Raw genomic sequence first — 14,105 nt, forward strand, 5'->3', positions numbered from 1 at the left:
GCTTGCCCCTGGCCGGTTAACGTCGCGCCATGCAGAAGCTCGTCACCTTCAAGGAATACACGGCGGTCACGCCCACCGCGCCGATCAGCCGGAACCAGCACGGGTTCCGGGCCAAGTGCCTGCAACGGCTGATCCGAATGGGCCTTCCGGTGCCGCGCACCGTCGCACTGTCCTTCGAGACGGTGCAGGCGATCGCGGGCGGGCGGATGCCCGATGTTGCGCGCCTTCTGGCTGGCTTCGGCGCCGCCCCGCTGGTTTCGGTGCGTTCCAGCAGCCAGGACCCGGCCTGGGGCGGGCCGAATGCGGTACTGAACATCGGCATGAACGATGCGCGCTATGCGGAGTTCTGCGAGACGCTCGGCGAGACGGCGGCGAGCGCGCTTTACCTCAGGTTCATCCAGACCTACGCGGTGCGCGCGGCTCACCTTGATGCGGCGCTGTTCGATCCCGGTGAGGAGGAGGGCCATGCCGCCGTCGCCGCCGCGCTGCGCGCCTACGAGGCCGAGACAGAGAGCCATTTTCCGCAAGACCCGGAAGAGCAGCTTGCAGGCGTTTTGCGGTCGATGGCGCGCGCCTGGCAAAGCACGTCCACTCGCCTTCTGCGCCAGGCCCGCGGCGCGCCCGCCGATGCGGGGCTTGGGCTTGTGGTGCAGGAAATGGCCCTTGGCGTTGGCGCGGTCGAAAGTGGAGCGGGCATCATCCAGTTCATCGACCCGGTGAGCGGCAAGCCGCAGATCACCGGGCGTTACATGAGCCAGAGCCAGGGGCGCGACGCGGTCACCCAGCGCGAGCGCGCGCTCTTTCTGACGCGCGACAGCCGTGGCGCATCGCTGGAGGAGTTGTGCCCGGACCTGTTCGATGAGTTGATCGCGCATGGCGAGGCGTGCCGCAGCCGTCTGCGCGACGAGATGCAGCTGGAATTCACCATTGCGGCGGGACGCCTTGCCATCATTGATGCCGTGATCGTGCCGCGCAGTGCGCGCGCGTCGGTTCAGGTGGTGGTGGCGCTGGCACAGGACGACGTGATCACCCGGTCCGAAGCGCTGTTGCGTGTGCCTCCGCGTGCGCTGAACGAGGTGCTGCACCCGCAGATCGACCCGGCCACCCCGCGCACCCGCATTGTACGCGGCATCGCGGCCAGCCCCGGTGCGGCGGCGGGCAAGCTGGTATTTTCGTCCACCGTGGCGCAGGCGATGGCCGCGCAGGACGAACCCTGCATCCTCGTGAAACGCGAAACCAGCCCCGAGGACGTGCGCGGGATGCATGCCGCCCGTGGAGTGCTGACCGAACGCGGGGGGATCACGAGCCATGCCGCGGTGATCGCGCGCGGTCTTGGCGTGCCCTGCGTGGTCGGTGCTTCCGAGTTGTCCATCGACAAGAAAGCCCGCGTGATGCGCACGGCGTCTGGCCAGGTTCTGCGCGAGGGCGATCTCGTGACGATCGACGGCACGTCTGGAGAGATCCTGGCGGGGGTGGTGCCGATGCTGGAACCCGCGCTGGACGAGGCGTTCGAGACGTTCCTTGGCTGGGCGGACGAGGTGCGCGACATCGGCATTCGCGTCAACGCTGACACGCCAGAGGACGCGCAGCTTGCCAGCCGGTTTGCCGCCGAGGGGATCGGCCTTTGCCGGACAGAGCACATGTTCTTCGCCGAGGACCGTCTGACCGCCATGCGCGAGCTGATCTTCGCTGACCTGCCCGAGGATCGCGCCGATGCGCTGGCGCAGCTTCTTCCGATGCAGCGCGCAGATTTCACGCAGATCTTCCGCATCATGGCCGGCAAGCCGGTCTGCATCCGCCTTTTCGATCCGCCGCTGCACGAGTTCCTACCCCATGACAGGCAGGGCACGCTCGACCTTGCCGAGGCGCTGAACCGGCCGTTCAGCGACGTGCAGCGACGCATCGACAGCCTTCGCGAATACAATCCGATGCTGGGCATGCGCGGGGTCCGGCTTGGCCTGACGGTGCCCGAGATCTACGACATGCAGGCGCGCGCGATCTTCGAGGCGGCGCTGGATGCGTCTGCCGGGGGCGACAAGCCCGTTGTGCCGGAAATCATGATCCCGCTGGTATCCGCCTGCCGCGAGGTCGAGATCGTGACCACCCGGATCGAGGCGGTGGCCCATGCCGTGCAGGCCGAGCGGGGCGAGACGCTTACCTACCGGATCGGCGTGATGGTGGAAACACCGCGCGCCGCGCTGCGCGCCGCCGACATCGTGCGTTTCTGTCACTTCCTGAGCTTCGGAACCAATGATCTGACGCAGATGACCTATGGCCTGTCGCGCGACGACGCGGGCCGGTTCATGGCCAGCTACGTGCGTCAGGGCGTGTTCCCCGAGGATCCGTTCCACACGCTCGACCGCGAGGGCGTGGGTGAACTTCTGGTGCTGGGCGCCGAGCGTGGCCGCAAGGTGCGGCCGGACGTGGTGCTGTCGATCTGCGGTGAACATGGCGGCAACAGCGAATCCATCGCCTTCTGCCGCGATGCCGGCTTCGACTACGTGTCGTGCTCGCCCTACCGCGTGCCACTGGCGCGGCTTGCGGCGGCGCAGATTGCGCTGAATTCCGCCGATCCAACTTGATCGACCAAGCCCCTGTTGCGAAAAGGATTTGGTTCAAATCTTCACCATGATTTCGCGTCAGGTTAACGCTCAGGCGACCCTGCGGCAGGCGTGAATTTGCCAAGTGGCTTTGCACACGGGTAAGACCCGAACGGAACAAGAGCTACTTTGGTGAACGACGTGTCCCTACATTCTGTCATGCGAGTGGCATACTTTTGCATATGTGCGGTCGCGCTGTCTGCCGGAGCCGCGACGGCGGGCGCGACGGTCAGCTCCTCGAACGACCCCAGCGCCGGGCTTGGCAGCCAGTTGAGCGCGCTGTTCGGTCAGGAAAAGACGGCGATCTCGGGTATCGACCGGGACCAGCTTCGCAGCTTCGTTGCGCCGTCGGTCGCACCCGGCGAAATCGCCCAGGTCACCTTCTCGCGCCAGTGGCTCGCCGGGTTGAACCTGCCCGGCAAGATCAAGGACGAGAGCCTTCAGTGCCTGGCCGAGGCTCTGTATTTCGAAGCGCGCGGTGAAAGCGTGAAAGGCCAGTTCGCCGTGGCCGAAGTGATTCTGAACCGGGTGGCGTCGTCGTCCTATCCCGACACGGTCTGCGACGTGATCAACCAGGGAACAGGGCGCAAGTACCAGTGCCAGTTCACATATACTTGCGACGGGCATCCCGAAACGATCCGCGAGGCAGCGGCGTTCGAACAGGTTCGCAAGGTGGCCTATGTCAGCCTGCAGGGCGTCGCGGAGCCGCTGACCGATGGTGCGACGCATTATCATACGACCAATGTCAGTCCGTCCTGGGCCCGCAAGTTCCCGCGCACGGCCACGATCGGCGTACATCGGTTCTATCGCCAGCCCACGCAGGTGGTGCAGCGCTGAAAACTGGTTTAGGTCTGCCCGAAACGTCCCGACCCGTGACACCGGAGCTGACCTGCCTTGACCAGACCGACCGCCCTGACGGCGCAGCACGCCCTGCCTGACACCGACGACCGGCAGGTCACCCCCGACCGGATCTTTCTGCGCGACCACGTGGTCGAAGCTGAAATCGGCGCCTTCCAGGCCGAACGCGGCATCACGCAGCGCATTGCCTTCACGCTTGTGGCTGATCTGTTGCCTGCACAGCGCCAGCCAGTGTCGCCTCACGGGCCGCGCGACGACGTGGATACGATCCTGAGCTACGACGTCCTTCTCGACTCGATTCGGGAGGAAATCGGGGATCGCCGTATTAATCTGCTTGAAACCTTGGCTGAAGGCATCGCCGCGCGGGTGTTGGCCCATGTCGGCGTGACGCGGCTGCGTATCGTGATCGAGAAGCTTGACCGGGTGCCGGGAGCGCTGGGGGTGGACATCACCCGCGAACGCCCGCGCGCTGCGGTGATCGATCCTGCGCCCGCCGCGCTTCCGGACACCGCGCGCATCGCACTGATCGCACGGGACAGGCTTGCCGCGTCCGATCTCGCGGACTGGGTGCTGGCGCTTGCTGCGGACGGGCCGCTTATCCTGTGCGTCGATGCGCCGGGTGCGCGGGCGGGGGTGGATCTTCCCGCGCCGGTGCAGCGCCGGGTGGACCTTCTTGCCTTCGAACAGGCGGCGTGGCGGCTTGCAGCGCGCGATCCGCGCTTCGTGGTGGTGGACAGCCGGACCGAACTGGATTGGGGGCTGCGTAATGGTCAGGTGTCAGTCTGGGCGCCGTGCAAGATGGTCGTCGATGCACGCGACGAAGCGCCGACCGGACCAGTCTGCATGACGTCGCTGGTGCCGTGGCTGGCGCGCAGACTTGGCATCAGGCGCATCGACACACTGGGCGCCGTCACGCCCGCAGACAGCACCGATCTGAGCCTGCGCGCCCATGACTGAGGATCGCATCGCCGCGCCGGTGCGCCCGCTGCGTCCGCAGGTGCGTACCGGGCCGCGCCCGGCAGATGCCCTGCCGCTTGCGGGCGGCTGGGCATGGTTCCGCAGAGTCGATCTGCTGCGCCGCGGTGCCGCTCCGGAAACCCTATCGCCGGATTCGCTCAGCCCGGCGGAACGGGACGCGTTGTGTCGGCCGCGCGCGCCGCTGCCGGGTCTGCCCGGCGACCGGCCCGCCTTGATGGGCATCGTCAATGTCACGCCGGACAGCTTTTCCGATGGCGGGCAGTTTTTCGATCCGGCGACAGCCTGCGCCCATGCCCGCGCGCTGCATCTGGCTGGGGCTGACATTCTTGACATAGGGGGCGAGTCGACGCGCCCCGGTTCGGACGCGGTGCCCGCCGCGGAAGAAATCAATCGCACCGTTCCCGTCATCGCGGCCTTGCATGCGGCGGGCATCGGCCCGGTGTCGATCGACACGCGCAAGGCGGATGTGGCGCAAGCGGCTTTGGCCGCCGGGGCGGCGATGGTCAACGACGTGGCCGCGCTGGGGTACGATCCGCAGCTTGCCTTGCTGGTGGCAGCCTCCGGCGCGCCGGTCTGCTTGATGCATGCTCAGGGCGATCCCAAGACCATGCAGGACGCGCCGCGCTATGACGACGTGACGCTGGACGTGTTTGACTGGCTGTCCGGGCGGGTCGCGGCGGCCGAGGCGCAGGGCATCGCGCGCGACAGGATCGTCCTCGACCCCGGTATCGGTTTCGGCAAGACGGTGGGCCACAACTTGCAGTTGTTGCGCGACATTGCCGTGTTTCATGCGCTTGGTTGCCAGATCCTGCTTGGCGTGTCGCGCAAACGTTTCATTGGCGTGATCGGCGGCGGCGAAACCCCGCCCGAGCGGATGCCGGGGTCGATTGCCGTGGGCCTGCATGCTGTGGCACAAGGGGTACAAGTGCTGCGTGTGCATGACGTGGCCGAAACAAGACAGGCGCTTGGCCTGCAGATGGCTTTGGCCGCGCCAGGCGCGGCCCCGTGATTGGCGCGGGCGCGTTTCTCCGCAAGCGTGGTCGGGCCCGGTGCACGGGCAACTGCGTGGGCGGAACAGACAGGCATTGGGGCGAAATGACATGACCAAGCGAACCCTTTTCGGCACCGACGGCGTGCGCGGCCAGGCAAACAGCTACCCGATGACCGCCGAGATGGCGCTGAAGCTCGGTGCGGCGGCGGGGCGGTATTTCCGGCGTGACGGGGCCAACGGGCACCGGGTGGTGATCGGCAAGGACACCCGCCAGTCCGGCTACATGATCGAGAACGCGCTGACCGCGGGGCTGACCAGCACCGGCATGAACGTGCTTCTTCTGGGGCCGGTTCCGACACCGGCGGTCGGTTTCCTGACGACCTCCATGCGTGCCGATCTGGGGATCATGATTTCGGCCAGCCACAATCCAAGCACCGACAACGGGATCAAGTTCTTCGGCCCTGACGGGTTCAAGCTGTCCGATGATGCCGAGACAGAGATCGAAGCGCTCGCTCTTGGCGGTGTGGAAGCGACTCGTCCCGAGAATATCGGTCGGGCCCGCCGCGTGGACGAGGGGCGGATGCGATATGTCGAATACGCCAAGACGACCTTTCCCCGATCCGTTCGCCTGTCGGGCCTTAAGATCGTGGTGGACTGCGCCCACGGTGCGGCCTATCGGGCGGCGCCGGAGATCCTGTGGGAACTTGGGGCTGAGGTCATCCCGCTGGGCGTCGATCCGAACGGGCGCAACATCAACGACGGGGTCGGATCGACCGCACCGCAGGCCGCTGCCGCGGCGGTCGTGGCGCAGGGCGCCGATCTGGGGATCTGCCTTGATGGCGATGCGGACCGGGTGATCCTGATCGACGAAAAGGGGCGCATCACCGACGGTGACCAACTGATGGGCCTTCTGGCCGCCCGATGGGCCGCACAGGGCCGTCTGGTCGGTGGCACGCTGGTTGCGACGGTCATGTCCAATCTGGGGCTGGAGCGGTTCCTTGAAGGACAGGGGCTTGTGCTTCTGCGCAGCAAGGTGGGTGACCGTTACGTGGTGGAGGACATGCGCCGGGGCGGGTTCAACCTTGGCGGCGAACAGTCCGGCCACATCGTGATGACCGACTACGCCACCACCGGCGACGGGATCATGGCGGCGTTGCAGTTCCTCGCTGCCATGGTGACGGTGGACCAGCCCGCCTCGAGCCTGCTTCAGGTTTTTGATCCGTGCCCGCAGCTTCTGCGCAACGTGCGCTATGCGGCCGGGTCCAACCCGCTTGCCGCGCCCGCCGTCATGGCCGCCATCGCCGAAGCGGAAGCGGCGTTGCAAGGGCAGGGGCGCCTTCTGATCCGCAAGTCCGGCACCGAACCGCTGATCCGTGTGATGGCCGAAGCCGAGGACGAGGGCCTGATGGACCGTGTCGTGCAGGACGTGGTGCGCGCTGTCGAGGCGTCGGTTCCTCAGTCGGCCGAATAACGGTCCCGCAATGGCAAGGCCGGGCGCATCGCTGCACCCGGCCTCCTGTTTCTATGCCCCCGCTTTTCGGGGGCACGACGTATATGAGGGCGACCCTCTGCTCAGTTCTTCGCCTTGTCGACCATCTTGCCGGCCGAAATCCATGGCATCATGCCGCGCAGCTTTTCGCCGACCTGTTCGATCTGGTGTTCGTCATTCAGACGACGCGTCGCCTTGAACATCGGCTGACCGACGGCGTTTTCCTGCATGAAGTCACGCACGAACTTGCCGGTCTGGATGTCGGTCAGAACGTCTTTCATACGCTTCTTGGTCTCGTCATAGGGCAGGATGCGCGGGCCGCTGACGTATTCGCCATACTCTGCCGTGTTCGAGATCGAGTAGTTCATGTTCGCGATGCCGCCCTCGTAGATCAGGTCCACGATCAGCTTCACTTCGTGCAGACATTCGAAATAGGCCATCTCGGGCTCGTAGCCCGCCTCGACCAGCGTCTCGAAGCCCATGCGGATCAACTCCACCAGACCGCCGCACAGCACGGCCTGTTCGCCGAAGAGGTCGGTTTCGCATTCTTGGCGGAAGTTTGTTTCGATGATGCCCGAACGTCCACCGCCGATGGCCGAGCAGTAGGACAGGCCGATCTCCAGTGCCTTGCCGGTCGCGTCGTTCTCTACCGCGACGAGGCAGGGCACGCCGCCGCCCTTGGTGTATTCGCCGCGCACGGTGTGGCCGGGGCCTTTCGGCGCCATCATGATCACGTCGACGCCGGGCTTCGGCTCGATCAGGCCGAAATGCACGTTCAATCCGTGGGCGAAGGCGATGGCGGAGCCTTCCTTCAGGTTGTCATGCACGTATTTGCGGTAGGTCTCGGCCTGAAGTTCGTCGGGCATCGTGAACATGATCAGGTCGCACCATGCAGCGGCTTCGGCGATTCCCATGACCTTGAGACCTTCGCCCTCGGCCTTTTTCGCTGACGGGGAACCTTCGCGCAGGGCGACAACAAGGTTCTTGGCGCCGCTGTCGCGCAGGTTCAGCGCGTGGGCATGACCCTGGCTGCCGTAGCCGAGGATGGCAACTTTCTTGTCCTTGATCAGGTTGATGTCGCAATCGCGGTCGTAATAAACGCGCATCGGTCTTCCTTCCGGTGGTATTGTTATGGTTGGCGCAGCATAACGGGCGGTCGGCGCGGATGTGTGAAGAAAACGCCTGTCTTCTTGCGATTAAATGAGATAATCATTCGGTAGATGCTGAAATCAGGAACAATCATGCAAGTAGACGATCAGGATAGGCGCCTGCTGCGACAGTATCAGGCTGATCCATCGCTGTCGGCGGCGGCGCTGGCCGAACGGGCAGGCATGACGCGGGCAAGCGCATGGCGCAGGCTCGAGCGGATGCAGGCGGCGGGCATCATCACGGGCCTGCGCGGAGTGATCGACTGGCGCGCGCTTGGTTACGGTGTGGAGGTGTCCCTGCGCCTTACGTTGGACAAGTCGCAGGCCAGCGCCTTCGACACGGTGATCGCGCGGGCCCGCGACATTCCCGAAGTGATCGAGATTCAGACGTTTCTGGGCAGGGTCGATCTGCGTTTGTCGGTGATTGCGCGGGACATGCACCACTACCAGGAACTCTACAAGACACGGATCCTGACTCTGCCGCACATCGCCGAGATCGAGGCGCTGATGCAGGTCGCCACGATCAAGCAGGACGAAAGCCTGCCGCTTTGATCGATCTCGACGACACCGACCGTGCGCTGCTGCGGGCGCTGGCACAGGACGCCGGGCAAAGCGCCGGTGCGCTGGCACGACGGTTGGGCCTGAGCCAGCCGACCGCCTGGCGGCGCATCAGGCGGCTCGAAGCCGCGGGCGTGCTGGCCGGGCGGCAGCTGGAACTGGACGCGGCGCGGCTTGGTTTCGGGGTCACCGTGTTCCTCGGGATCAAGCTGGCCGCGCGTGGCCGCGTCAGCCTTGAGGATTTCGAGCGCGCGATCACCGCGATCCCCGAAGTGCAGCAGGTGCATCACGTGCTGGGGCGCTATGACTACCGGCTGCGCGTTGTGGCGCGCGACCTGCCCGATTTCGAACGGGTGCTGCGGCGCCGGATCATGACGCTGCCCGCTGTCGGCGAGGTGGAGGCGAACGTGCTTCTCAGCGAAGAACGGCTGCCAGGCCCGATCGGCTGACGCGCCGGTGCGGGCTCAGGACCCGGCGCCAAGACCCAGTTGCATCAGGCTGCGGCGCAGCGGGGCCAGCCCGTGCAACGCCGCGATCCCGCCCCGTCTTGCGTCGCGCAAAGGACGCGGCACAAGCATGGAGGTGCGGTTCAGCAGGTCGATCCCGGCCACGCGCAGCGCGACATCCGGGCGCCGTGCCCGGCCATAGGCCGCAAGCATCGCCCGGTCGCCAGGATCGCCCGCATCGGCGGCCATCCGCGACAGCGCCGCGATGTCGGCCAGCGACATGTTCAGGCCCTGCGCCCCGATGGGCGGGACGACATGAGCGGCCTCCGCCACCAGCGCCACCCGTTCACCGTGGAATCTGTCAGCGAGCTGACTGATGATCGGCCAGATCGTGCGGTGGCCGGTCAGCGTCAAAGGACCATAGATCGCACCCGACCGCGCCGTCGCGGCGGCGCTGAAGGCGGCCGGATCGAGCTTCATCAGGCGCTGCGCCTCGGGTCCGCGTTCCATCCAAACGACGGCGGAACATGGCTGGCCGTCCCTGTCAGGCAGCGGAACCAGCGTGAACGGGCCACCGGTGCGGTGGATCTCGGTCGAGATGTTGCCGTGCGGGGCTTCATGCGTCACCGCGAAGGCCAGCGCCTTCTGGGCATAGCGCGTGGTTCGCACGCCGATGCGTGCCAGCCGACGCACTGTGGAATTGCGCCCGTCCGCCGCCACGACAAGGCGCGTGCGGATGCGGGTGCCGTCGGTCAGTCGCAGGCAGGCTTCGGACTGGCGGGTGAACATGTCGCCGATGCCCACACCGACCGAGTGTGTCACCCGCTCCCGGCCAGCAAGGTCGGCCGAGAATTCGCGGCGCAAAAGCCAGTTAGGCAGGTTCCAGCCGAAAGGCAGCGTGCCAATGTCGTCGGATTTGAAATCGCGAGACAGGCGCGGCGCGGGAGTGGGCCCGCCCGCATCGACAATGCGCATCGTGTCCAGTCCGGTGGCATGGGGCGCCAGGCGATCCCACAGCCCGATCCTGTCGAGAAAGCTGCGCGAGGGTTGTAGCAGCGCGGTGGTTCGCAGGTCCGCATCCGGGTCGGCGTCATCAGTTACCGGCGGCACCGGATCGACGCAAAGCGTGCGCATCCCGGCATGGCCGAAAGCAGCGGCGGCGGCCATGCCGGACAGCCCACCACCGGCGACGACGACGTCGTAATCCGTGTCAGTCATACCATTCCCTCAACAGTCTCACGCCGAGCAACCTAGCGTGCGGCGCGCTCCGGGCGAGGTGGCAAACTGCCCCGCCGCCTAGCCGCGGGAGATGAATATCAGCGCCACGAAGGCGCCCAGGACCAGGATCAGACCAGGCACGATCAGCCCGGCGAAGCCAAAGACCACGATGCTCAGGCCCCAAAGCACCAGCGCACCGAGCGCGAGCGCGAGCGCCAACAGTTCGGACCTATTCCAGCCGAAAAGAACGGGGGCGTCGCTGGGGTCTTCATGGTCATGGTTCTGGTCGGAGGGGGCCATCGGGGCTCCTTTCAGGGTTGCTCTGGAGTGCGGAAAATATGGGACTGGGCGGCGGGTCAGTCGGTGTCGCCGTCGAGAACGGTGCGCAGGAACCCGTGCAGATCGTCGGTGTAGTGATGGATATGGTCCTGCGGATCGGGTTCGGGCGCGACATGCACCGTGCCCATCCCCAGTTCATGCGGAACGACGAGGTTGCGGGTGTCGTCTTCGAACATGACCGCGCCAGCGGGCTGCGTCCCATCCCGGTCGAGTATCCGGTGAAACGCTTCGGCGCGTGGCTTGGGATGATAGTCGGCGTGTTCGACCCCGTAGATGGCATCGAACACGCCGCTCAACCCGCGCGCGTCCAGCACCCGCTCGGCATAGGGGGCGGACCCGTTCGTATGGACGATCTTGCGCCCGGGCAGCGACGCGATGGCATCGCGTAGTGCCGGGTCGGGCTCCAGTCGGTCGAAACTGATGTCATGTACCTCGACCATGTACGGGTCCGGGTCCACGTCATGCACTTCCATCAGGCCGGCCAGCGTGGTGCCGTAGCGGCGCCAGTAGTCATGCCGAAGCGCGTCGGCCGCAGTGGCATCCAGCTTGAGCGTGCGCATGATGTACTGGCTCATGCGGTCGCTGATCTGGTCGAACAGTTCGCTGTCGGGAGGGTAGAGCGTGTTGTCGAGATCGAACACCCAGACGCGGCGGTGGCTCAGTCGCTGGGGCATGGCAACTCCTTGCGCATGGGATCCGCTTGCTTGCTGACTGCGCGAAGTATACCGTCGTATGCTAGGAGGAGCGCCATGTCAGTCATCCGGCCCAGTCAGAAGGACGCCTACGAGTTGATCCTCGAAGCGATTGATGTCGGCATCTACCGTCCCGGCGACCGGCTGGTCGAGTCCGACCTGGCCGAGCGCTTCGGTGTGTCGCGCACCCCGATCCGGGAGGCGCTGCAACGGCTGGAAACCCAGGGCCTGCTGGCGCGCGACGGACGCAGCCTGATCGTGGCCTCGCTGGATCACAACCAGATGGCGGAGCTTTATGTCGTACGTGCCGAGCTTGAGGGACTGGCCGCGCGGCTGGCCGCGCAGCACGCCACTGCCGAGGAGATCCGCGTGCTGGGCGACATGGTGCGGAGCGACCACGCGCTGATGCACGATCCGGCCGCGCTGTCGCGGGCCAACCGGCGCTTCCACAAGCAGATCCATCTTGCATCCCATAACCGATATCTGGTGCAGCAACTGGATCTTGTCCACCGTTCCATGGCGCTTTTGGCCTCCACTTCGCTGGCGGTGGAAGGCCGCGGCGAAACGGCGCTTCGGGAACATGCCGCCATCGTGGACGCGATCCGCGAGCGTAACGGGCTGGCTGCGCAGGAGGCCCTCAAAACGCACATCTCACAGGCCTTCGTTACCCGGCTGCGCCACGATTCGAAGGATCTCGGAGAGGTGGACGCGGCAGAGTGACCGCGGCGAGCGGGCCGTTGCCCCCGCGCTGCGATCTACCGGCAAGGCGCCGGGTCCGACTGCGCGGCCCGGCGCGGCCATCCCGATCTCGGGTTGTTCGGCAAGCTCCGGTGGAGCACCATCGGGGTCGGTCATGCCGTGATCGGTCTTGTCCCAGAAGAACGGCCGGTGAAGCATTTCGGCCAAGGCCTTTAGCGCGGCGATGGTCGAAAGCATGTAATAGAAGTTCAGCGTCAGCACCCAAGGCAGCATCCAGCGTCGCCCGGTGCGCCGCAGCGCCAGCGCGGCGAGCGTCAGGTTCACCGCCTCCGACAGCACCAGGAGCCCGGTTACCGCCACGATCCCGGCCCAGCCGATCACGCCCGCCAGCGGATGCGGCAGGCCGAAAGCGACCAGCCACCAGCTCCAGAGCACGGGTGCGGTGAGGGCCTGCAGCAACGTTGCCAGGAACATCACCTGGAAGCCCGCGAAACCGCGCGGCCCAAGGTCGCGCCACAGCCTGCGCGGCGCGCGCATGTGCGTCACGTAGGTCATCGCATAGCCCTTGAGCCATCGCGAACGCTGGCGGACCCAAGGCCACACTCTGCACGTGGCCTCTTCCAGAGTGGTCGTGTCGATCAGTTCGGTGCGGTAGCCGCGCCGTGCCAGCCGGATGCCGAGATCGGCGTCCTCGGTCACGTTGAACGCGTCCCAGCGCCCCAGAGCTTCCAAAAGCTCGCGCCGGAAGAACAGCGTTGTGCCGCCCAACGGGATCGGCATGTCCATTCGCGCGACGCCGGGCAGGATCATTCCGAACCAGATCGCGTAGTCGATGGTGAAACAGCGCGACATCCAGTTCTGCCGCGCGTTGTAGAACGACAGGCGCCCCTGCAGGCAGGCTACATCTTCAGGGCTGGCGGCAAAGCGCGCGACGACCCGTGCGATCTGGTCGGGTTCGGGTTCGTCCTCGGCGTCGTAGACCCCGACGATGCTGCCCCGGCAATGGTCCAGCGCGTAGTTCATCGCGCGGGGCTTGGTGCGAACGCTGCCACCGGGCACGACGATCACGCGGGTCGTGGACGGCAGTGCGGTTGCCGCAAGGCAGGCGCGAGTGACACCGTCGTCTGATTCGACCACGAGACAGATATCCAGCAGCGCGCGCGGGTACTTGAGCCGCGCCAGCCGCCGAAGCAGGTGACTTGCGATCCGCTCCTCACGGTAGAGCGGCACGAGAAGCGATACGACCGGCCGGGCATCTCGTGGCGGAGCGTGCAGCGGCACCACGCGTCCCGCGCGAACCCCTGCTTCTTTTTCGGCTGCGCGATCGGGGATCAGCGCGGTGTAGCAAGACATCGCCTTCAGCAAGGTCAGCGCGGCCAGCGAGATAAGGGCGAGTGCCAAGACCAGGGTGAGCGTTGCTGCGGGGTGCAGCACCGCAGCGCAGCCCAGCAGCCCCAGTCCGGCAAGCGCGGCGTCGCGGAAACGGGCGCCCGGCCACGAACGGCAACTGTCTGCCGGGTCGAGGTGCAGTTCGCTGCGCGCCCGGATCTCGGCTGGGAAGGTATGGATCAGCGCCTCTTCGAATTGCGTTTCGGTGATGAGTGCCATCATCACGGTGCCGAACCGCGCTTCGAGTTGCGCCCGGTGGACATGGAACCGATCGGGATAGACGGTGGCCACGACGGTCGCCCCGCCGATACGCCGCCACGGCAGACAGCGTGTTCGCAGGCACTGGTCCAGCCCGGCTTCGTGCGCCAGCATTCCGTCGGGTGGGTCGGTCCCGAGATCAAGCCGCCGCGCCGCCCACTGCCGTTCGAGCGCGGCCAGGATCGCCTGTTCGCTCAGCCCGATATCGCTTCGCAGCACGTCTCCAAGGCGTGCCTGCATCCCGCGCTGGCGTTTCAGGCAGGCGTCAAGCTGACGCCGTGTTACGAGACCCTCATCAGTCAGGATCTCGCCCAGCCGCCGCCGCGGCGCACTCGCGCGGGCGATGGCCGGGGCACGCGCCGCGGCGGCGATCGACAGGGGTATACGTTCCATGACGGGGCGGTTCCGGATCCGTGTCCGGACAGACTGCCCCTACTATGGT

Annotated in this window: 13 protein-coding genes; 8 read left to right on the top strand and 5 right to left on the bottom strand. The window is 66.2% G+C overall.

The genetic code is table 11. The features are described from left to right. The first annotated feature begins 29 nt into the window (after nucleotides 1-29). From DKT77_RS06635 to glmM, 5 genes are all read left to right on the top strand, one after another. Complete coding sequence (locus DKT77_RS06635; RefSeq protein WP_109810927.1) at nucleotides 30-2,582, top strand: putative PEP-binding protein; 2,553 nt, start codon at nucleotides 30-32, stop codon at nucleotides 2,580-2,582. A gap of 177 nt (nucleotides 2,583-2,759) precedes the next feature. Beyond that, nucleotides 2,760-3,437 carry a cell wall hydrolase gene (locus DKT77_RS06640; protein ID WP_109810928.1) on the top strand — a complete coding sequence of 226 codons (678 nt, stop codon included), beginning with the start codon at nucleotides 2,760-2,762 and terminating at the stop codon, nucleotides 3,435-3,437. A 57-nt stretch (nucleotides 3,438-3,494) separates the two neighbouring features. Further along, nucleotides 3,495-4,415 carry a dihydroneopterin aldolase gene (locus tag DKT77_RS06645; protein ID WP_109810929.1) on the top strand — a complete coding sequence of 307 codons (921 nt, stop codon included), beginning with the start codon at nucleotides 3,495-3,497 and terminating at the stop codon, nucleotides 4,413-4,415. After that, nucleotides 4,408-5,445 carry a dihydropteroate synthase gene (gene folP, locus DKT77_RS06650; protein ID WP_109810930.1) on the top strand — a complete coding sequence of 346 codons (1,038 nt, stop codon included), beginning with the start codon at nucleotides 4,408-4,410 and terminating at the stop codon, nucleotides 5,443-5,445. Before DKT77_RS06645 ends, folP begins: the two co-directional genes overlap by 8 nt. A 91-nt stretch (nucleotides 5,446-5,536) precedes the next feature. Beyond that, a complete protein-coding gene (gene glmM, locus DKT77_RS06655) occupies nucleotides 5,537-6,898 on the top strand; it encodes a phosphoglucosamine mutase (protein ID WP_109810931.1) in 1,362 nt (453 codons plus the stop codon). A gap of 101 nt (nucleotides 6,899-6,999) precedes the next feature. On the opposite strand, the gene ilvC is transcribed toward glmM, so the two are convergent. Continuing rightward, on the bottom strand, nucleotides 7,000-8,022 hold the full coding sequence (gene ilvC, locus DKT77_RS06660; RefSeq protein ID WP_109810932.1) for a ketol-acid reductoisomerase: 1,023 nt from the start codon (nucleotides 8,020-8,022) through the stop codon (nucleotides 7,000-7,002). Nucleotides 8,023-8,157: 135 nt separating this feature from the next. Between ilvC and DKT77_RS06665 the strand changes: the two genes are divergently transcribed. Together DKT77_RS06665 and DKT77_RS06670 are read left to right on the top strand one after the other, a co-directional pair. Next, on the top strand, nucleotides 8,158-8,616 hold the full coding sequence (locus DKT77_RS06665; RefSeq protein WP_109810966.1) for an Lrp/AsnC family transcriptional regulator: 459 nt from the start codon (nucleotides 8,158-8,160) through the stop codon (nucleotides 8,614-8,616). Next, nucleotides 8,613-9,071 (top strand): Lrp/AsnC family transcriptional regulator, encoded by a 459-nt coding sequence (locus DKT77_RS06670; RefSeq protein ID WP_109810933.1) that lies wholly within the window; start codon nucleotides 8,613-8,615, stop codon nucleotides 9,069-9,071. The genes DKT77_RS06665 and DKT77_RS06670 overlap by 4 nt, the downstream gene beginning before the upstream one ends. 15 nt (nucleotides 9,072-9,086) lie before the next feature. Here the strand turns inward: DKT77_RS06670 and DKT77_RS06675 are convergent, their stop codons facing one another. From DKT77_RS06675 to DKT77_RS06685, 3 genes are all read right to left on the bottom strand, one after another. After that, nucleotides 9,087-10,286 (bottom strand): UbiH/UbiF family hydroxylase, encoded by a 1,200-nt coding sequence (locus DKT77_RS06675; RefSeq protein ID WP_109810934.1) that lies wholly within the window; start codon nucleotides 10,284-10,286, stop codon nucleotides 9,087-9,089. Nucleotides 10,287-10,364: 78 nt separating this feature from the next. Beyond that, on the bottom strand, nucleotides 10,365-10,586 hold the full coding sequence (locus DKT77_RS06680) for a hypothetical protein (RefSeq protein WP_109810935.1): 222 nt from the start codon (nucleotides 10,584-10,586) through the stop codon (nucleotides 10,365-10,367). Nucleotides 10,587-10,642: 56 nt separating this feature from the next. After that, the gene (locus DKT77_RS06685; RefSeq protein WP_109810936.1) at nucleotides 10,643-11,299 is read right to left on the bottom strand and encodes a pyrimidine 5'-nucleotidase; all 657 of its coding nucleotides are present in this window, start codon (nucleotides 11,297-11,299) and stop codon (nucleotides 10,643-10,645) included. A 75-nt stretch (nucleotides 11,300-11,374) separates the two neighbouring features. On the opposite strand from DKT77_RS06685, the gene DKT77_RS06690 reads away from it, so the two are divergent. Continuing rightward, complete coding sequence (locus DKT77_RS06690; RefSeq protein ID WP_109810937.1) at nucleotides 11,375-12,037, top strand: GntR family transcriptional regulator; 663 nt, start codon at nucleotides 11,375-11,377, stop codon at nucleotides 12,035-12,037. Here the strand turns inward: DKT77_RS06690 and DKT77_RS06695 are convergent. Next, nucleotides 11,969-14,056, bottom strand: a complete 2,088-nt coding sequence (locus DKT77_RS06695; RefSeq protein WP_109810938.1) for a glycosyltransferase — start codon at nucleotides 14,054-14,056, stop codon at nucleotides 11,969-11,971. The genes DKT77_RS06690 and DKT77_RS06695 overlap by 69 nt on opposite strands. Between the last annotated feature and the right edge of the window lie 49 nt (nucleotides 14,057-14,105).

The organism is Meridianimarinicoccus roseus, assembly GCF_003172915.1.
GTDB classification, from domain to species: domain Bacteria; phylum Pseudomonadota; class Alphaproteobacteria; order Rhodobacterales; family Rhodobacteraceae; genus Meridianimarinicoccus; species Meridianimarinicoccus roseus.